The 21,070-nt window shown below is 35.4% G+C and carries 16 protein-coding genes; 8 read left to right on the top strand and 8 right to left on the bottom strand.

Annotation, left to right across the window (positions count from 1 at the left end; translation table 11 throughout):
* Window positions 1-180: 180 nt before the first annotated feature.
* The 4 genes from PFY10_05400 (at window position 181) to PFY10_05385 (ending at window position 5,272) form a co-directional block, all read left to right on the top strand.
* On the top strand, window positions 181-1,266 hold the full coding sequence (locus tag PFY10_05400; GenBank protein WBV58922.1) for a lactonase family protein: 1,086 nt from the start codon (window positions 181-183) through the stop codon (window positions 1,264-1,266).
* Window positions 1,267-1,277: 11 nt separating this feature from the next.
* A complete protein-coding gene (locus tag PFY10_05395; protein ID WBV57876.1) occupies window positions 1,278-1,883 on the top strand; it encodes a hypothetical protein in 606 nt (201 codons plus the stop codon).
* Window positions 1,884-2,790: 907 nt separating this feature from the next.
* Window positions 2,791-4,452 (top strand): FAD-binding dehydrogenase, encoded by a 1,662-nt coding sequence (locus tag PFY10_05390; protein WBV57875.1) that lies wholly within the window; start codon window positions 2,791-2,793, stop codon window positions 4,450-4,452.
* Between the two features lie 16 nt (window positions 4,453-4,468).
* Window positions 4,469-5,272: an SDR family oxidoreductase gene (locus PFY10_05385; protein WBV57874.1), complete on the top strand. Its 804-nt coding sequence runs from the start codon at window positions 4,469-4,471 to the stop codon at window positions 5,270-5,272.
* A 278-nt stretch (window positions 5,273-5,550) separates the two neighbouring features.
* Here the strand turns inward: PFY10_05385 and PFY10_05380 are convergent, their stop codons facing one another.
* Window positions 5,551-6,075 (bottom strand): SRPBCC family protein, encoded by a 525-nt coding sequence (locus PFY10_05380; GenBank protein ID WBV57873.1) that lies wholly within the window; start codon window positions 6,073-6,075, stop codon window positions 5,551-5,553.
* Window positions 6,076-6,803: 728 nt separating this feature from the next.
* Between PFY10_05380 and PFY10_05375 the strand changes: the two genes are divergently transcribed.
* A complete protein-coding gene (locus PFY10_05375) occupies window positions 6,804-8,348 on the top strand; it encodes a tetratricopeptide repeat protein (protein WBV57872.1) in 1,545 nt (514 codons plus the stop codon).
* A 323-nt stretch (window positions 8,349-8,671) separates the two neighbouring features.
* Here PFY10_05375 and PFY10_05370 read toward each other — a convergent pair whose 3' ends face one another.
* The 6 genes from PFY10_05370 to PFY10_05345 all read right to left on the bottom strand — a co-directional run bounded on the left by PFY10_05370 (window position 8,672) and on the right by PFY10_05345 (window position 16,815).
* Entirely contained in the window at window positions 8,672-9,073 is a 402-nt protein-coding gene (locus PFY10_05370; protein ID WBV57871.1) for a hypothetical protein, read from the bottom strand.
* Between the two features lie 53 nt (window positions 9,074-9,126).
* Window positions 9,127-9,861 (bottom strand): response regulator transcription factor, encoded by a 735-nt coding sequence (locus PFY10_05365; protein WBV57870.1) that lies wholly within the window; start codon window positions 9,859-9,861, stop codon window positions 9,127-9,129.
* A gap of 3 nt (window positions 9,862-9,864) precedes the next feature.
* The gene (locus PFY10_05360; GenBank protein ID WBV57869.1) at window positions 9,865-10,923 is read right to left on the bottom strand and encodes a histidine kinase; all 1,059 of its coding nucleotides are present in this window, start codon (window positions 10,921-10,923) and stop codon (window positions 9,865-9,867) included.
* Between the two features lie 232 nt (window positions 10,924-11,155).
* On the bottom strand, window positions 11,156-12,361 hold the full coding sequence (locus PFY10_05355; protein WBV57868.1) for an MFS transporter: 1,206 nt from the start codon (window positions 12,359-12,361) through the stop codon (window positions 11,156-11,158).
* A 91-nt stretch (window positions 12,362-12,452) separates the two neighbouring features.
* Complete coding sequence (locus PFY10_05350) at window positions 12,453-13,367, bottom strand: helix-turn-helix transcriptional regulator (GenBank protein ID WBV57867.1); 915 nt, start codon at window positions 13,365-13,367, stop codon at window positions 12,453-12,455.
* Between the two features lie 106 nt (window positions 13,368-13,473).
* A complete protein-coding gene (locus PFY10_05345; GenBank protein WBV57866.1) occupies window positions 13,474-16,815 on the bottom strand; it encodes an SNF2-related protein in 3,342 nt (1,113 codons plus the stop codon).
* Window positions 16,816-17,176: 361 nt separating this feature from the next.
* On the opposite strand from PFY10_05345, the gene PFY10_05340 reads away from it, so the two are divergent.
* The 3 genes from PFY10_05340 to PFY10_05330 all read left to right on the top strand — a co-directional run bounded on the left by PFY10_05340 (window position 17,177) and on the right by PFY10_05330 (window position 20,440).
* Window positions 17,177-17,353, top strand: coding sequence for a histone H1 (locus PFY10_05340; protein ID WBV57865.1), 177 nt, complete (start codon window positions 17,177-17,179; stop codon window positions 17,351-17,353).
* A 200-nt stretch (window positions 17,354-17,553) separates the two neighbouring features.
* Entirely contained in the window at window positions 17,554-18,702 is a 1,149-nt protein-coding gene (locus tag PFY10_05335; GenBank protein WBV57864.1) for a hypothetical protein, read from the top strand.
* Window positions 18,703-18,868: 166 nt separating this feature from the next.
* Window positions 18,869-20,440, top strand: a complete 1,572-nt coding sequence (locus PFY10_05330) for a M20/M25/M40 family metallo-hydrolase (protein WBV57863.1) — start codon at window positions 18,869-18,871, stop codon at window positions 20,438-20,440.
* 54 nt (window positions 20,441-20,494) lie between these two features.
* Here the strand turns inward: PFY10_05330 and PFY10_05325 are convergent, their stop codons facing one another.
* Window positions 20,495-21,064 carry an RDD family protein gene (locus PFY10_05325; protein ID WBV57862.1) on the bottom strand — a complete coding sequence of 190 codons (570 nt, stop codon included), beginning with the start codon at window positions 21,062-21,064 and terminating at the stop codon, window positions 20,495-20,497.
* Window positions 21,065-21,070: the final 6 nt, after the last annotated feature.

The raw sequence follows: 21,070 nt of genomic DNA, 5'->3' as shown, positions 1-21,070 counted from the left end.
TTCTTTCACGAAACTTTTTTTAAAATAATTCCTTTTTGAAAAGGGAACTTTAAAATTTTAAATAAAAAAAGATGTAGTTTTGAATCAAGCATCGTATAGTTTTATTAAACTCATTAGCATAGCAAAAGTAAATTGAAAAAAATTATAAGTATAGCCATTGCTGTTTCAGGATGGATTAATATGTATTCTCAAAGCACCTATGTTTTTTTTGGATCTTTTAACCGTGACAAAGCAGCTGATGGAATCTATGTATATCAGCTGAATACAGATACCGGGAAATTATCAAAAGTAGTCAAAACAAAGAATATCCTGAATCCATCCTATATCACCCTGTCGCCCAACGGAAAATACATTTTTGCCTGTACGGAAAGTAAAACACCCAATGCCGGCAGTGTAAGCAGTTTTGAATTTGATCCTGCCAAAAAAACACTTAATTTTATCAATAGCCAAAAGAGTGGTGGTGAAAATCCGGTTTATGTAACTGTTCACAAAAATGGTAAATGGTTGTTGAATGGGAATTATACGGAAGGAAGTATTTCTGTATATCCAATTTCAGATAATGGAAAGATCTATCCGATGGTCCAACGGTTCCAGTTTTCAGAAGGAAGTGTCAATCCTGAAAGACAGGACCGTTCTCATATTCATTCAACCGTTTTTTCACCGGACTTTAATTATGTATTTGCTTCTGATCTGGGTGCGGATAAGATCAGGATTTATCAATTTAAAAATGATGCGGTTCAACCAATGGATGATGCTGAACCTGCTTTTATTCCTACTATGGCGGGAACGGGACCCAGGCATTTCACCTTTCACCCTAATGGTAAATTTGCGTATTGTATCGAAGAATTAGGCGGGGCGATTGATGTGTATTCCTATGAAAACGGAAAATTAGAAAACATCCAAAGAATCAGTACCCATAAAAATGAAGTAATAGATAATTTTGAAAGTTCAGATGTTCATATTTCTCCTGATGGAAAGTTCTTGTATGCTTCAAACAGGGGTAATGAAAATAATATTGCTATTTTTTCAATACTTGAAAATGGTACCTTAAAAACTGTAGGATATCAGCCCACTTTTGGTAAACAGGCAAGAGTATTTGAAATAGATGAAGAAGGGAAGTTTTTAATCGTGACCAATGCTGCCAGTGGAAATGTTTTTGTGTTCAGACGCAATCAGCAAACGGGATTGCTGCAGAAAGTAGGAAGGAAGCTAAAAATAAAAGGGGTATCTTGTGTGAAGATAAAAAAATACCACTCTCGTTCCTAATAATTTACTTTATGGACAAAGAAACAGCCAGATATATCATAGCGTATTTCAGCGAATTAATGACTGATCATGAAAAGTTAATCTTAACTTATCGCATGTATTCATTCATGTCTTTTTCCGATATTCAAACGGGAGATTTGGGAGAACTAAAATCAGATGAGTCTTCAGAATATGATCATGAAAAGATTAGATTAAATGTAGCAACCAGGATTATATCTGAATACCCTGAAAAAGTATTTTTTAACAATTGCCCAAAATGCGGAAAACTTGCGCGTACACCAAAAGCAAAGCAATGCAGGTATTGCAAATATAGATGGGATTATGTAGTAACAGCTCAGTTTAAACTTGATTTTGTTTTAGAAATTACCAATAGGCCCTTTTTTCTAATAGGACAAATTATCAATGGTGAAATAAATCAAAGCCACCTGATAGACATGACTAATGTGGGAATAGATAAATTAGTAAAAATTGACAGTATTGAATTTGCGCATTATCATCAAAATGAACAAATATCGGGTAGTATTGGACTGGCAACGAGTGGCCTGACAGAAGAAGAAAAGCAATATTTAAAAGATAAAAGTCCTTTTAGAAAACCAGTTAATATCATTAGTAAATAATGAGTAATCCATATTTCATACCGATTATTCAGTGTAATCATTCTGATAATAGACATATCCTTCAAAAAATGAATTCGTAAATATCTCTCTTGGATATTGAAGAGGAAAAGCTTAACCAATATTTTTAATGAGAAAATGTAAATATTATGCTTTTTATTTCATATTATAGTGAATTAAATTACTTGCATAACTATTTATTAATGGTAGATTAAAGATAATAATTTGTCACTAATTAATGAATTTTTGTAATTTAGCCGAAACTTAACCAGTAAGTAAACTGAACGAATTTGCTAAAATTTAGATTGTCGGGGGTATTTACTAATAACCAATACAAGAGGTTGTCTTAAATGACAGCCTCTTATTATTTATTATAAGTAGTCCGAAATGGGAAACAGTAGGGCGATAGACAATAAAAAAGCCTTCCGGAGAAGGCCTAAAAAAAACACAAATGTGATTAAATCACAAGAAGTTCAAATATAATAAAAAATCCTCAACCTAAGTTGAGGATAAAAACTAATAACCATGAAACTCAAACATGAGTCACGTGCATAGTAAACGGAGCATATGAAATAATATTTTGTAAAAAATAAAGAAAATACAGGAAAACCCGTGTTTAAAGTGGTTGTGTGGTATATATTTTTTTATTCTTCTGTTTTTTTATCGAATATTTTTTGAATAATAAGGGATTTAACTATATCAAATTAAGTATTATAACAAAAGTGGTCCCTTTCTTTTGTTATATTTTTTACTTCTAAATCCCAACTTTTACATAATTAAAGTCTTTTGTAATATAATATTCAAAACATAATAAAAGTGGAATAAAATTAGTAAAGCTGAAAATAATTGACGCTTTATAATGTTAAAATCTATTATCTTAGTTAATAGAATTTTGTTACACTTACCGCCAATGGACAATGAATTTCAACCAGATGCAATTATCGTAGGTTTTGGTTTGGCAGGACTTACTGCTGCTATGGAAATAACGAACGCCGGAAAAAAAGTATTATTGATCGATCAGGAGACAGAACAGAATATCGGAGGACAGGCATTCTGGTCTTTTGGTGGTCTTTTTCTGATTAATTCTCCTCAGCAGCGAAGAGTAGGAATTAAGGACTCTTATGAACTGGCGAAACAGGACTGGATGGGAACAGCAGGTTTTGATCGTAAAGAAGATTATTGGCCGAAACAATGGGCAGAAGCCTATCTGAATTTCGCAGCTAACGAAAAGTATGATTATATTTCTAAAATGGGAATTAAGCTGATGTTCATGGTGGGGTGGGCAGAAAGAGGAGATGGCTCCGCGGATGGGCATGGTAACTCCGTTCCTCGTTTTCATGTAAGCTGGGGCACTGGGACCGGAGTTGTAAAACCTTTTGTAGAAAAGGCTTACGAAGCAAAAGCAAAAGGGCTTCTTGAAATGAGGTTCAGGCATCGCGTTACCAGCCTTATTACAGAAAATGGTAAGGTCACAGGCATTGAAGGAGACATTCTTGAAAATGACAATAAAGAAAGAGGTGAGGCAACCAGCAGAATTGTTGTTTCACAATTCAAATATAGTGCACCCCATATTATTATTGCTTCCGGAGGAATAGGAGCTAATCATGAACTGGTGCGCAAAAACTGGCCGCAACGATTAGGTAAAGCTCCTGAAAAAATGGTATCTGGAGTTCCTGCTTATGTAGACGGGAAAATGATAGGGATTACTGAAAATGTCGGAGCTGATATCATCAACAGGGATCGGATGTGGCACTATACGGAAGGTCTTCAAAACTGGAATCCTATTTGGCCGGATCATGGGATCAGGATATTACCGGGACCTTCATCCCTGTGGTTTGATGCGAATGGAAACAGGCTTCCAGCGCCTTTCTTACCTGGGTTTGACACATTGGGAACCCTGAAATACATACAGGATACTGGGTTTTCTTATTCGTGGTTTATTTTAACACAAAAAATCATTAAAAAAGAGTTTGCCCTTTCTGGCTCCGAGCAAAACCCTGACATTACAAATAAGGATTACGGTCTTTTTTTTAAAAGAATCTTTGGGAAAAAAGCACCAGGTCCTGTGGAAGCTTTTAAAGAACATGGAAAAGATTTTATTGTATCGGATAATCTTCAGGATCTGATTAAAAGGATGAATGAACTTTCCGGAGATCATCTTTTGGATTATGAAAAGGTAAAATCTCAGATCGAAGCCAGGGACAGAGAATTGGATAACTCGTTTTCAAAAGATACACAGGTGAATTACATAAGAAGTACCAGAAAATACCTTGGAGATAAATTGGGAAGAGTAGCCACACCACACAAGATACTGGATCCACGAAACGGACCTTTAATTGCGGTAAGGCTTAATATTCTGACAAGAAAAACGTTAGGAGGGATTAAGACCAATCTGAATGGACAGGTTTTAAGAGAATATGATACAATAATAGAAGGACTTTATGCGGCTGGGGAGGTTGCAGGTTTCGGAGGGGGAGGAATGCATGGCTATCGAGCCCTGGAAGGAACCTTTTTAGGAGGCTGTATTTTTTCAGGAATGAAAGCCGGAAAATATATTGCCGGGCTGAAATAAGATAAAGAACAATATCATGAGCACCTACTTTGATGATAAAACAGTTTGGATCACAGGGGCTTCTTCCGGAATAGGAGAAGCATTGGTAATGGAGCTGGCTGCAAAGACTACAGCAAAAATAATTCTTTCATCCAGAAAAGAAGATCAGCTGGAAGCAGTTGCGCAAAAAGCAAAGCTGTCCAAAAATCGGTACGCGGTATTACCACTGGACCTTTACAATTATAAGAATATGGCTATTGTTGCAGCAGAGGCAGCTGGAAAATTCGGAAGTATTGATCTTCTTATTAACAATGCAGGCTTGTCTCAGCGGTCTCTGGCAATGGAAACTGATATTGAAGTTGATAAACGTCTGATAGACATAGATTATATTGGGACAGTGGCCCTTACCAAAGCAACAATTCCTTACATGATCAGGAATGGAGGAGGACAGATTGCTGTTGTTTCAAGCCTTATGGGTATTTTCGGGGCTCCGATGCGGAGTGGTTATGCGGGAGCAAAACATGCTTTGCATGGCTTTTTTGATGCTCTTCGGGCAGAATTATACAAAGAAAATATTCTGATAACTATTATTTGTCCGGGGTTTATACAAACCAATATTTCAATGAATGCCGTAACCGGAGACGGATCTTCACAGGGAACCATGGATAATGCAACCCAAAATGGTATGCCGGCTCACGTTTTTGCCAGAAAAATGCTTCGTGCGATTGAAAAGAAAAAATACCAGAAAGCGATAGGAGGCAAGGAAGTTCTGGGTGTTTTTCTTAAAAGATTTTTCCCCGCATGGCTGGCCAGGATTACCAGAAAAGCGAAAGTAGTTTAAAAAATCATAAAGGCAATTCAAATTGATCAAGAATGCATGTGAGGTAGGCTATATATCCTGTTTCATAACAGGTGAGATAAATTCTTTGTAGTAATCCAGAGTGGAAGTAGTCAGTTTTATAAAACCTCCCGGGTAAGCGAGAGGTATATAAACTGTTGAGATTATAATAACACAGGTTATTAGACTATAAAGATATAAAGATTTTAAAATTAAATGTCATTATTTTTGTTAATTATTCGTTATCTGTAGAATAATTATGGCTTTTTTTATTAAAAAAACTATTTTTCGGCTTGTATTTTTAGATTTCTTAACCATTCCTGTAAAGAATGTTCCAGATGGCTCTGGAATTTTTTATGCATCATGGTAACAAGCCACCCTTCCATACTTTCATCTACAACAACGGTCGTGTTTACACCATTCGGAACAAATGTCCAGTTGTGAATCGCAAAAGCACCGAATGCCGGACCTGACCACCCGATTTTGCGATAAGGAATTGCAATGTGTAGGGTGGATCTGATTGTAAGACCTCCACTTTTCCAATCGAAACTGTTGCCTTTTTGAAAAGGTACCGTCATTATCGGATCCTGGATGTCTTTATTCCAGGCAGACCAATGATTAACATCACTCATGATCTGATATATCTTTTCCGGAGAAGCATGGATAGCGATATGTTGTTGGGTCTGAACAGGAGCATTTCGGTTGATATCTTCTGAAACTTTATAAGAACTGGTAAGTTCTAATATGCCAATGATCAGGAGCAGCGCTGTTAATAAAGCTAAAACACTAAAGAGAAACTTTTTCATAATGTTGTTTTTGAATATTTTGATACACGAAGCTACCGATTTGTTGTTCGCGTTTATTGTAAGAAAACGAAATAATACAGGTTCTGCTTTTGATTCAAAGAAAAATCATACATTATTATTTAAATAGTCATTAAAAAAATCCGGGACCAATTGGCCCCGGATAAAAAACAGTTTAAAACTATTAACACTAATTAATGATTATCTTGAAGTCTCAAAGAATAATCAATTATAAAAAACTGACTTATTATTACTTTTTCTCATCATTTGTGTTTTTTGCTTATTATTAGAAAAACTATATATCTTCTTGAAATTTTTTGATGATCAGTAATTAAATGTATTTTTTAGCGTTTAACTGCAATTTTTTTTCATTTGTGTTTTTTTTAAGTTAAATTAAGAGATTGTGTTAATTTTTTTTAAAGTGATCTTTATTGAAGTTGATCTTTTGTTGTTTTATTTTACTTTCTGATTTAAATAATTTCCTGTCACAAAACTATAATGAAAAAACTTATAAACAAACCTTAAAGCGCCTATTGTGCAGAGATGTGTTAATTTATGTATATTTGTGTAAGTGCATTTTTTTATATGATTGATTGTGGTCATAAATGTAAATTGGTTAAATGGAAAAACATATAAATACACAAAATATACAGGGATTGAGTTGTATTGAAAAGCAGTCAATAGTCCTGTAAAATAATTACCAATTGTATATATTTAATTAATTTAGAAACATGCTAATAAATAAAGTATTAAAAACATCCACATTCTTTATTGTTTTTTTTATTTTTTGTAGTAATACCGGGGCACAGAATAGCAGTAAAGAAATTGATAGTGTAAGCCGGTTGTTGGAAAAAAATTATATAACAGGAGATAATAATCCAGGACTCACGCTTAAGAATGCTATAGTTCTTTATTATCTATCCCGTGAAAAGAAATTTTACCCTGGGCAAGTTTATTCAATATTTGAAGAAGTTAGGATATATCAACTTAATGGTGATTTTGATGCGGCTTTGGCCAAAATTAATGAAGGTGTAGATCTGGCGATAAAACAAAATGATTACAATATGATATGTCGCATTTTGTTATCTTATCATAAAGTACTCTTACAGCTTGATCACCTAAGTGCTGCAAAACAAATTTTAAATAAATGTCAGGAGTATAATAAACTTGTTACTATAAAGAATGATAAGCTGGTTAATGATATACACATCACAGTGGCAAAGGCTGAGCTATTGACGATTAGTGAAAATTTTAATGAAAGTACCAAGCAAGAGGTTGTCAGACTTAAAAAACTTGCTTATTCACAATGTCTAAAAATAGGTAATGAAAGCAGATTGAAGAAGGTAACCACAATCTGTACACTTGAGTCCCTGGCCGGTTCCCTGGCACGCTTTAAAAAAGTAGATGAAGCCAGAAAGTATATCGCTATCACAGATCAGTTTCTTGCTTCATTTCCGGACGATAGATTTATCATCCAGAATTTAATAAATAAAGGAATCGTTGAAAAAGAATCCGGGAATTATCCTGCAGCTATTAGTTATTTTTCAAGGGCTATTATGGACTCCCAAAAAGATCATAACCGATATGAGCAGTATGAGGTGTATGCCATGATGGCTGAATCATATGAAGGATTGAAAGATTATGAACAATCTACTTATTTTTCAAAAAAGTATAAACGGATTATAGATAGCGTTGATCTGGTAAAGAAAAAATCAGGGGATGTAAATTTTATTAATAAAATAAATGGTAAGGTTTCTGACAATGTAGAAGAGGTGTCATCAAAACCAATAAATATTGCTATTGGTGCAGGTGTTATTCTCTTAGCAGCTCTTTTTGGTTTCCTTTATTATAAAAAGAAACAAGGAAATAAAGAGGATAATTCTATTCAGAATAAAATACCAGATGAAGTGCCGGCAGATATCATTAACCTCGAAAAAGCTGAAACGGAAACTGTAAAGGATAACATCTCGAATGCAAAATCAGAAAATACAAAAGAACTGATACTTTTAGCTAAAGAAGATATCAATGCATTTTACATAGAGTTCCAGAAAATATATCCTAATTTTTATCCTACCCTGAAAAGTAAATACCCTGATCTGAATATTTCGGATATCAACTTCTGTACGCTTCTGAAGATGAATTTTGGAATTAAGGAAATATCTCAATATGCCAATTCTACAATCAGAGCTGCTGAAGCGAGAAGATACAGGATCAATAAAAAGATGGAGCTGAAAAATCAAAATGAGCTATATATGGTACTATCATCTATTAATTAAAGGAACAGGTCTTTGTATCAAAATCCGAAGCCACAGGTGACTTCGGATGAAAACAATCTGAATTGTTTATAGTGAAAACGACTATTTAAACGATAAGGAGAGCTTTATCATATAGACGGCTGGCTCTACTGGCTTCACGTACTTTTCATTGTTTTGTCTGGGGGACGTTTATTAATTTTCGGACATTACTTTTCCTGCAGTTTTGGTGGAAACTGTTAAATAATGTTGAACGATTAAAAATAAATGAAAAGCAGGTAATCTTTAGAATAAAGCCTGCGAAAGAAGCCAGAGGAGCAGCCTGATAAGAATAAAGGACATTTGGCTTATTTATACTTAATGAAAGTAGCCTGTATCTTTTTTACTTTCATGTTAGTGGTTACCGACCCACCGGTATAAGTATTGTTTTTGCTTCCTTTCTTCATGTTTCCAAAATCGCTTTTCGAACTTCCCGTAACCTCTTCTGTAAGCTTCATAATAACGCCGTCTGCACCTCGTGACTTGCCTAATTCAATCGCTTTTTGCTGCATAGCATCCATGGAACTGAAACCTTGATTGATTTCTGTTGTCCCCATTGTTTCATGCTCTCTTTTTACATCAGCAGCATCAAAATAAACATCTACGTTTTGGGTGGCAGCATATGTTTTCCCAAAATAGGAAGGTGCACATGATGTTGCCAGTGAAAGGGCTAAAACTCCAACGGATTGGATTAATAATGATTTTCTCATTTTTTTGATTTATAAATTGATTGTTTGTGTATATTGGTTTATTGTCTGTAATCCTATTCCGGGCCTTCTTCTTTTTTATTGGTAATTACTTTACCCAGCATTTGATTCATAAAAGATTCGCGGTAAGTCTGCCCGATTGGTATCTGGTTTTTAGTAAATTCGAGTTGGACTAAATTTCCATGGATCATCATAATAAAAGGGACTGCAATAATGAATGATTTATGTATTCTGAGAAAATGATCACCTGGTAATTTATTTTCAAGTCCACCGATATTTAATAATGCCAGGATTTCTTCTCCATCTCTGGTATGAAAGCATACATATTTTCCTTTTCCTTCTATGTATACAATATCCTGGGTTTTAATTTTTATTAGTTTTCCTTTATATTCTGTCTTAACCATGATAAAATCGTCTTCTGCATCTTTTGTAGATAAAGAAATGATTTCCTGCGCCCGTTGTACTGCCTTTAAAAACCGTGGAAAGAAAATTGGTTTAAGCAGATAATCTACAACATTATGGTCGAATCCGTCTAAAGCATACTCTCTGAAAGCGGTAGTGAGGATGACTTTATACCTGTCATTTAGTAATGGTAGAAATTCAACTCCTGACATACCCGGCATCTGAATATCTAGAAAAATGAGATCCACTTCCGTAGTATTCAAAATTTGTAAAGCTTCTGCCGGATTCATAGCAGAACCTACAAGTTTCAGAAATGGTGTTTGCTCAATATGCAATGCGAGTAATTCTATTGCGTGGGCTTCATCATCTACTACAATACAGTTAATCATAATTTAAAGATTAATGGTTATTTCATTTAAATAATAGTTTTCATCTTCTTTAACAGCAAAGGAATGCTTATCACCGTACATGAGTTGTAAACGTTGCTTCACATTGCTTAATCCTATTCCTTTTGAGGGTTCTTTGGGGCCTTTCTTCTTTTTATTGCTGACAAGGAAATAGATCTTATTTTTTGTGGCTTCCAGCTCAATGGTTACCTGGTTTTTTTCATCATTCAATTCCCCATGTTTAAAAGCGTTTTCCACCAAAGTAACCAATGCCAGAGTCGGGACAGAAGATATGTAAGCTTCATCGGTTTCAATATGTTGATGATACTTTACTTTTAGCATATGATTGAACCGGATCTGATTCATTTCTATTACTTTTTTCATATGATCAATTTCCAATGCAAGAGGCACTGTTCCAAGTTCATCCCAATCATCCAGAGCATAGCTCATAATCTCTGAAAGAAGATGTACCGCATGAGCTGCCTCCGGGCTTGTTTTAAGGGTTTTTGTATAAATAAAACTTAGCGAATTGAAAATAAAATGAGGATTGATCTGATATTTTATGGCTGCAAGTTCGGCTTTTAATTTTTCCTTCTCCAGCTCTTCTTTACGCTTACGCATTTCATTGGAAGTTATTATCGTGGCAAAAAAGACGGCGATCAAAATTATAACAAGATCAAGTAATGCAGCAGTGAGAAAGAATACGTTGGGTGAAACGTAACTTGGATCTGTGGGTTTAGGGTTTTGAATCTGGAAATTCCAAATGTATTCATAAATGGTCAGTATGGTAAAGAATAAAAACCCTTGTAAAATCGCTTTCTTCCAGTTTCTGGTTTTTATTAGAGGGATCAGTAACTGATAAATAAGAATATAGTATACAATGGTTCCCTTTACAACAGTATGAATAAAATTAATATAAAGCTGACTTCCTGTTCCGAATTGTTTCAGGGTGGTCTCCAATCCCTGTAGTCGGATCAGAAATAGAAATGCCGCCACACTCCACGTCGTATAGATCATCAGAATGATCATTATCTGCTTCCATTGTTTTTTGGCGAACGTTATCATGAATATACTTTATTTTGAGCTTTTTATAATTACATTTTAATTAAATAGAGAAATAAGAAATATAAGTTTCCGTATTCTCTATGAAATTACAATAATTTTATTTTGACAGTGCAATATTAACTCATATACTCTTTAGCATAAAACATTATCCACCAACAATTGTATTCCCGGCATCAACAATTTGATTCGGGGCATTTTATAATCAGCAGGTATGAAAATAAAAAAGCAGAGATCAATTCTCTGCTTTTTCTTTTTGTAAAGTGTGGTTCATGGTAAGAATGATACCCAGAAGGATTATTGCAATAATTAAATACCGCCAGGAAAGATCTTTCTGTAAACTAACAGTTCCGCTTACGGAGATAATGAAACTTGTAACCGAAGTAATAATATACACCAGTCCTCCCATCAGTCCACCGGCAGTCCCTGCATTCTTAGGGAAATAAAGCATACTTGTTGTGAAGAATGAAGTAAATAGAATCCCCGAACAGATATGAATAAAAAATGCAAAAGGAATCATGATATATAAACTTTCAGAAAAATAACTTATAATAATGAGTCCCGTAATGAGAGTTAATTGTAATATGATAGGCTGCAGTATTCTTGCTTTAAAGCCTAATGATACTCTTTTTTTACCGATAAATCCACCGATCATCCAGGAGAACCCCAGGATTAGTGTACAGTATCCGATAACAACAGGGGTGAAATGGAAAGTATTTTCGATAATAAAGGGACCCGTGATATTGAATAGCATAACAATCGAGTAGCTTAATCCTAAAATAATAATGCCCAGCATGAAAATACGGTTCCGGAGCATCATTTTATACAAGCTGATGTTTTCAGAAAAATTGAGTTTCTTTTTTTGTGGAAGACTTTCTCCACTGAAAAACCATTCAAATAGCAGTATTGCACCGGCATAAAAAGCCAGAAAGTAAAAATTAGCATGCCAGTTGAATAATTTTTCCAGATATCCACCAAGAAAAGGAGCGAGAATCGGACCTAAGGACCAAACAATTGTAAAATAACTGAGATAATGTTTTACTTTTTCCGCGTCATAAATATCAACAAAAATAGCCCGTGTAGCGACCACCAGCACTGATACGGCTATCCCTTGAAGGATACGGAGAAGGCAAATCAGTAAAATGCTATTGGTCATGGTGATTAGAATACTTGTAATTACCAATAAAAACAATGCGATTAACTTGGGGCGATACCGGCCGATGCTATCCAAAATTCCTCCCACGAATAATTGGGAAATTCCGTAGCTCAGCAAATAGGAGGTAAGGGTAATTTGTATATCTTTTTCAGAAACATGCATTCCTTTAGCCATTGAGGGGAAGGAGGGCAGATATATATCTGTAACAAACCCCGATAATGGAATGGATATAAAAGCCATAATGGTGATCAATCTGATCCTTTGTTCAGATGCTTCTCTCAACATAATTCATCTCTTTTTTAATGATACAAAAATAAGCCGGGAATTTTTGATATCAATTTTAAAAGACAAATAAAAAATTACAAAATTCAAAGAATTAAATCGCGTGCTTGAATTTGAGCGGCGAGGTATTTGAATATTTTTTGAAGAAATTATTAAAATGAGAGGGTTGATCGAATCCCAAAGTGTAACCGATTTCCGCAATATCCCAGTTGGTGTATTTTAAAAGGTTTTTAGATTCCTCAAACATCCTTTCCTTAATAATATGTGTGGTAGTAAGCTGGGTTACAGATTTTACAGAAGAATTTAAATGATTGACGTGTACATTAAGGCGTTCGGCAAAATCTGATGCGGTTTTCAGGGCAAGCGGATAGGCAGGAGAATCTAAAGGGAACTGTTTGTTGAGCAATTCGTCAAAAAGACGGTACAGGCGTACATTTGCCGGAAGTTCATCAGGATCAACGTCTTCTACGCGGTTTTCAAGGGCAAGATGAAGGACAGATGCCAGATGACTTTTAATGCTTCCGCAGCGAAACGGATAATTTGAATTATTGAGCTTGTACATTTGTTCAAAATACACCGTTGTCAACTGAGTCTGTTCTTCTGTCAAAAATACAATAGGCATGCTCCATTCCTTAAATAATGATGTTTTCTTAAATAGCTTGAATTCCGAACTTCCGTTAAAGAATTCCTGATTGAAAAGGCAGAAGTAGCCTTCCTGAAGATCTCCATCGCATTCCCATGAATAAGGAATATTTGGAGAGGGAAAAAACAAAGCAGGACGGTCTACATACAATTCCTGTTGTCCATATTTAAAAGTTCCTTTACCGATGATGAAGCTTATTTTGTAATAATCACGACGATTGTACGGGCTTTTGAAGCTGCAATATCTTCGCATAGAGATATTAAAGTGTGATTTCCCCAATTCAAAATCGTGAGAATCAAACATTTTTAATTGGTTTTCTCTGATATTTCTGTAATAGTCTTCAATGGTTTCCAGCCGATCGCTCATAACTTTAAAATTATAAAAATCAAAGATACGAAAACCTAACGACAGATATTGCAAGCAATGTGTATTGTGTAAAATTAGAAAGGAGGTTGAAGAAAATGCCGTCAGACTATTCTAAAATTTCCAGCAAATCTGCTTTACTGAAGCCTTGTAATTTCGATTCTTCTGTTTTTATCAGTCCTTGGGCCAGTTTACTTTTCTTTTTCTGCAGGTTCAGTATTTTTTCTTCAATCGTATGGGTACAAACCATACGGACGGCCACTACATGTTTTGTCTGCCCTATTCTGTAACTCCTGTCAATAGCCTGGTTTTCGGCAGCCGGATTCCACCATGGGTCTACTAGATATACATAATCAGCTTCTGTAAGGTTGAGTCCTACACCACCAGCTTTTAAGCTGATGAGGAATACCCTCACATTGTCATCGGTCTGAAATCTATGAACTTTGGTACCTCTGTCCCTGGTTTGTCCTGTAAGATACTCGAAGGGGATATTTTTATTTTCAAGTTCTTTTTTGATGAGGTCCAGCATTCCTACAAATTGTGAAAATACCAAAATTTTGTGTTCTTTTGATTTATTTTCAATCTGTTCCGTTAATAATTGGATCTTTACAGCATGATCACCTGAATAGCCTTCTTTCAGTAATACAGGAGAATTGCATATCTGACGGAGTTTAGTAAGACCTGTCAAAACATGCATGCTGTTTTTTAGTGTTTCATCATCTGTGGAAGCGGATATAAAATCGCGTAATTCACGCTCATAAAGATCATAGATTTTACGTTGCTCTGCATCCATTTCACAGTAGATTACCATTTCTGTTTTTTCGGGAAGTTCTTTGGCAACCTGCTTTTTTGTTCTTCTTAAAATAAAAGGATTTATTTTTTGTTGAAGTTCAATAGTACGTTTGCTGTATTCAAACTTATCGATGGGAATGGCATACGTATCTTTAAAATATTGTTTGCTCCCCAATAATCCGGGTGAGGCGAATGAAAGCTGGCCATACAGATCAAAGGTATTGTTTTCAACAGGCGTTCCTGTAATAACAATCCTGTTTCTGGCTTGTAAGAGACGTGCAGATTTATATTTTTCTGAATTGGGATTTTTAATTGTTTGTGATTCATCAAGGAAAATATAATCAAAATGAAATGTTTTAAGGAAACGGATGTCCGAAAGGAGCATTCCATAACTTGTCAATATGATATCATAATCCTGAAAAAGGCTTGTTGATTTTTCCCTGTCCGGACCGTAATGCATCAATACCTTAAGAGAAGGAGCAAATTTTTCAATCTCTTCCTGCCAGTTGAACAACAGGGAAGTAGGAACGATGATCAGGTGGGTTCCGGAATGATATTTCTCTTTTCGATATAGAATAAATGCGAGGATCTGTATAGTTTTTCCTAATCCCATATCATCGGCAAGACAGCCGCCGAAATTATAATGGTCGAGTAACCCCAGCCAATTGAGGCCTTCTTTCTGATAATCTCGTAGGGTAGTTCTCAATCCTGCAGGAACGGGAATTTCAGGTGCTTTTTTCAGCACAGAGAATTGCTTGGAGTAAGAATGAATTTCAGTCTGTACCTCTTTTGATAAAACCTCTTTTTCAAACCAATCCGAAACCTCCGAAAAGCTAACTTTTGGAATTTTAAGCAACTCTCCGTCCATATCACCAATCTGAAAATACCTGTCGATCTTCTTTATCCATTCATCAGGTAAAATTCCCTGGGTGCCATCATCCAGTTGTATAAACTTTGTTTTATTACGAAGGGCCCGGTGTACCTGTTTCAAAGAAGCTTCTTTACCTCCGAAACGCACACTTAGTTTAGCATTGAACCAGTCGATACCACTTGTCACCTGGATGTTGATTTTCGCAGAGTGAGGGTTCAGTTTGTTATTTTTGAGTTCATTAAATCCAAGGATGGTTATCCCTTCATTTCTCCATGCTTCAAAAGTTCTTAAAAACCAATCGGCATCCAGAAATTTATCTTTGTACAAGTAGAAATATTCATGTCCCTCCAGTTGGTCCTGAAAATCCTCATGCTGTATCATGACAATGGATGTAAGTGCTGTTTCAGCTTCGTAATTGCGTTCAATTTTAAACAGATTTCCATTCTGATCCGTATCATATAATTGCTTCCGGGAGTATACTGCCACCTCTACGGATCCGTATTTCATTACGGGTGTGATGGAGATATAGTTGCCTTCCTGGTGAAGATAAATGATCTTTTCCATTTGGAAATCCTTTTCCTGAAGCTGTACCGGACTGGCAGTACGAATGTAGCTGTAATTGATTTGGACATGAGTCTCTAATGGAGATAAAACAGTATGTAAAAAGTGTTCATACTTTGATGCATGAATCAGCAGAATCTCATTATTGGACTTAAAAAATCTGATCACCCTAAGAAGATCAGGATTGTCAATGAGATTCAATGTATTCTGATGATAGATGAAACAATCATGGCGGATTATTACATTTTTGAAAGAAAGAGAAATATCATTAAATAGTAATTCTCCCGTAATCTCATAAAAAGGCTCTTTTTTAAACACTGTAAGCAGAATTTCGGCTTTCAGCAGATTGAGCTTTACGGGAATCAGGGATTTAGAAGAAATGGCTTCTGAAATAGTATGATCGTGGTAATAAGTATCAAGTCCCTGTGGATTCCGGATAATTAACTTCAGGGCTTCCATTTCCGTTGCGTCCGCTTCTTCATTAAATTTATTCTGAAAAGAAGCGATTGCCGTATAGAATTTGATCTCAGCAGGTTGATCCGCTTTCCAGACGAGTTGCATAGGATGAATAGGGGTCAACGGATTTTTGATCTTACCGCTTTGGGTAGTATCAGCTTCCATTAATGAAAAATTGAGATGATTATAATACCGGTGCTTGCCAATAACCAATATTCTTTTTCTCTCAGTTTCTTGTATAGCAAGTTCCTTTAAAACCGATTGCCTCGTAGGAAGCAGATTTTGTTTAAAGCCTGGTTCATCTATCTGGAGAAGTTCCTTTATCCTGGATTGAATGTTGAGTTTTCCGTTCTGTAATTCCAACTGGAAATAAGTGTCAAGGTCAGGTTCATTTTCCAACCCGAAACTTTTAGCATGTGAAACCAATGTCCTTTGTCTTAGATTGGCATCGTAGAATATTCTGTAATTTTTCTGTTCTAGAATACAATAAATAATCTCTGCCTGATGTTCACAAAGTTTTTCTCCGTATTGATCACAAGAGCATGCCGTTACAATTGAAGAACCTACCTGGCTTACGGAAATATTAGGAAAACCTATTGTCGAAACAGATTTCGTAAAAACCCCCGAATTAATCTCCAGGGCAACAGGTTCAATATCATGGAAGTTTTTTTCTTCCATAAATTTTGCCGTTGAAGTATGCTTTAAAAGTTCATAAACTGAAAGCGTGCTGATATGGGTATTCCGTAATATATATTCTTTTGGCAGTTCCATGGTTGGGACAGGCAGATAATTTATAAAAAACGAAGGTACATAAAAACAGATAAAAAGAATTGTGTACTCTTATTATAAAATTGAAATTCCGCTTCTTTTCCTATTGAAAAATGCTTTGCAATTTTTATACAGTATTAATGCTGTATGGTCCTTGAATTTTTTATGTGATAAACCCTTAATTTAAAAAGGATATTGGAAAAAATTTAGCTTTAAATTAAAAATTTCACCCGCCTTCTAAAATTTGAATTTATATTGGGTATTATAAAGGATTATTTTTTTTCAAATTTTTGTAAACTTTTTTCATCACAGTTAGGCTGGAATCACCATAAAACCTATATTTGCACCCTAAATTTTAAAATAAATGAAAGAACTAATTGAAAAAATCAACGCGGAATTTGAAGCATTCGCAACTGAAGCAAACCAACAAGCTGAAAAAGGAAACAAAGCAGCTGGAACAAGAGCTCGTAAATCAGCTTTAGAACTTAGCAAATTGTTCAAAGATTTCAGAAAAGTTTCTGTTGAGGAATCAAAAAAATAAATTTCCTAAAAGCCAGCTTTTTAAGCTGGCTTTTTTTGTGCCGGGATTTTTCTATGGATGCTTTCAGATATTCAATCTCTTTGTTTTAGCGAATTTTGAAAATAGAAGCTAAATAACACTAAATTTTACCAAGGTATTGTCTTATTTCCCTTTGTGGGTATATTTGTGTAGTTAGTTGTTTTACATTAATCACCCATCATATGAAGCATTCTTATTTATATTTGATTCTTTTTTTTGGTCTTTTTTCCGCGCAAAAAGTAAAAGTCATAGATTCAGAAAACGGGAAAGCCATATTTCATGCGAGGATTGTTCTTAATAATCAGGTTGTTTACACCAATGAAGACGGCTATGCTCCACTTGGGCAGAACGCAGGAAACTTTGAAGTATCAGCTTTCGGATATCAGAAAAGAAAAGTACCCGGTTTTAATTCTTTTATCAAATTGAAACCTTCATTCAAAAATATTGAAGAGGTAAAAATGGTAAGTATAGATATAAAAAAACTTTTTAATGATATAAGAAAGAATTATGAAAAAAGATATTATAATGAGCCTTCCTTGTATAATGTGGTATTCAAAGAAAAAAGATCAGATAATGATGAACTTTGCTTTTTAGTTATTACGGAAGCTAAATTATGGAGCAAAAGTAACCATTACAATTATAATGACGGAATTCGTAAAAATTATGACAAGATTCTCCAGATGCAGCTGAATAATGTAAAATACCTGAAAAATTTAAAGTCAGACAGTATTTTTTCGCCGGGGAGTAATGAATTTTCTCATGAGTATATGGGAAATTACTTTCTTAGCTTCGAACTGAACCGTACACTTAATCATATTAACAGTATTAACTCAAAATATTCAGGGAAAATAATCTCTGAAGAAGGGGATGAGCAGCTGATGACTTTTAAGGTTAAATCCGGTACGGGTATTGAGCTCATAGGAGAGCTTAAGTATAACAAGACTGATAAAGTGATTACTTATTTTGAAGTCAATTATCTACAGACAAATTATCCGCCAATCAGAAGAAAAATGGCAGGAGGAATAGAGTATGATTACCAATTAGGGGATGCTTCACTTACTTTTGATTTTTATAAAAGAGACGGAATGTATCTGCCCGCCTTGGTAAGACTTAAAGGTGAAAAATACTCTGCTTTTTACCAGGGAAAGAAGCATGAAAGAAAATTCAGCAGAGAAATTATTTACAATACTTTTGAAAAGTCAAATAAGGAGGGACTTTCGTACAGAGTAGACTTCAGTAAAAACATCTGGGAAAATGTTCCGGTAAAAGAGGAGAAAGAAGATGCTATCATACTTTCTGCTGAGGAGCAGGCTTTTATTAATGAAAAGTAACAAATTTTGAAAAAAAAATTTAACTGTTGTTTTAAGCTGTTTTTTTAATTGTTATCCATTTAATTTCTTAATTATTTTCCTATAAAGGCTTTTCTTCCTTTATTTAGTTCTCCTTTTCTTTTCAATTTTCGCTGAAATCTATATCTTTATTCCAATCAATAATGCTATGAAGATAAATACGTTTTTTGCAATGCCGGCAGTTGTTCTGGCAACGCAGTTTTCTTGGGCACAGGCTCCCGCAAAATCTCAGGAAAAGCTTAATCCTATTGTGGAAAGTTTTGTGAATGAGGCCAATAATAATTCTCAACTCGAAAATATGGCCTATGAGCTGCTTGATGGTATCGGACCCCGTTTGGTAGGAACTCCGGAAATGCTTGCCGCCAATGAATGGACAGCTAAAACACTTCGCTCATGGGGAGTAGATGCAAACCTCCAGCAATTTGGAACCTGGAAAGGGTGGCAGAGAGGAATTACCCATGTAGATATGGTATATCCCCGTGTGAAATCATTATCTGCCACACAACTTGCATGGAGCCCTGCAACTAAGAAGGCAATTGAAGCTGAGGTTATAGTACTTCCAAAGGTATCTTCCAAGGCCGAATTTGATCAGTGGTTGCCTTCTGTAAAAGGTAAAATGGTATTGATTGCGCAGTATCAGAAAATCGGACGTTCTGATGATCAGATCAAAGAATTCGCTACTCCGGAATTATATGAAAAGCTAAAGGCGGAAAAAGAACAAGCTTCCAAAGATTTCCGTGATTATGTAAAGAATATAGGATATGACAATAATACACTTCCGGAAGCTCTGGAAAAAGCGGGAGCAGCAGGGATTGCCATTTCCAATTGGACAGGAATTATGGGAGCAAACAGAATATTCGGAGCGAAAACATCTAAAATTCCCATGATTGATATTGATGTGGAAGATTATGGCATGTTGTACAGAATGGCAGAAAAGGGGGCTAAACCCAAAATAAAGCTTGAGGCCCAGTCAAAAATACTTCCTGAAGCTAAAAGCTTCAACACGATAGGAATGATCAAAGGAAAGGAAAAACCCAATGAATATGTTATTCTTTCTGCACACCTGGATTCATGGGACGGAGCGCAGGGTGCTACGGATAATGGAACCGGCACACTTACCATGCTTGAGACCATTAGGATTCTTAAAAAATACTACCCTAATAATAAAAGGACGATTGTAATCGGACTTTGGGGAAGCGAGGAGCAGGGATTGAACGGATCGAGAGGATTTGTTGCTGATAATCCGGAAATTATGAAAGGAACTCAGGCTGTTTTCAACCAGGATAATGGAACTGGCCGAGTAGTAAATATCGGAGGACAGGGATTTCTGAAGTCATATGATTATATCGGGAAATGGCTGAATGCAGTTCCTAAAAATGTACGTGATAATATTAAAACCGATTTTCCGGGAATGCCGGGAGGAGGTGGATCTGATCATGCATCTTTTGTAGCAGCAGGTGTACCGGGATTCTCATTAAGTTCATTGAACTGGGGATATTTTGGATATACCTGGCATACAACGAAAGATACTTATGATAAGATCGTTTTTGATGAGCTTAAAAATAATGTGATTTTAACAGCTACCTTAGCTTATATGGCATCTGAAGATCCTGAGTTTACCAGCAGAGAGAGAAGGGTAATGCCGCAAGATGAAAAAGGGGAGGTTGTAAAATGGCCTGAAGCAAAGCAGCCGAGAAGAGATTCAAAGGATTATAAATAAACAATAAATGAAACCGCCACAACACTAGGGCGGTTTTTTATTTAAAAAAAGCTTTTACAATAAAATGTTCTGATCACCCTGATATTTCAGGAGATCCCTGATTTCCGGAATTTTGTTTTCTTTTACAATATAGGTCTTACAGATCGTGTTGTTCATATGCATGCTGAAATTCACCCGCGTTCCGGTTCGTCTTCCCATGGCAATTGTTCTGGTCGTGTATTCAGAGAAGACAGGGGAAAAGTTAGCAAGGCATAAAAGATTTCTTTGGAATGATTTTAAAAATCCGGGATAGTTTCCGTAATCATCCAGGACTTTAATTTTAAATATTTTCTTGCCTAAAGTTGTTCCCCAAGACCATTCCGTTATGGTTCCTGCAATGATAACACAGGGTATGGAAAGCAGAATGCTGATAACAATTACTTTATGAAGGAGAAAGTAGAAAATTAAACCAAAAGGAAGCATATCTATCCACTTGGCAAAAAGTCTTTCGGTCTCGTTTCCTTTATAACCTGGATTATAAGGTAAATGATACTCGTACGCATGATAAATTCTTTGGCCGGACTCGTCAAAATAACGAGTCGGCCGGTGAATAACTTTTCTTTCTTTAATTTCCGAGATTTTCAAATTAAA

The organism is Chryseobacterium daecheongense (assembly GCA_027920525.1).
GTDB lineage: Bacteria > Bacteroidota > Bacteroidia > Flavobacteriales > Weeksellaceae > Chryseobacterium > Chryseobacterium proteolyticum.
Note: the sequence above shows the minus strand (reverse complement) of the source record. Positions and strands in the feature narration are given on the sequence as shown.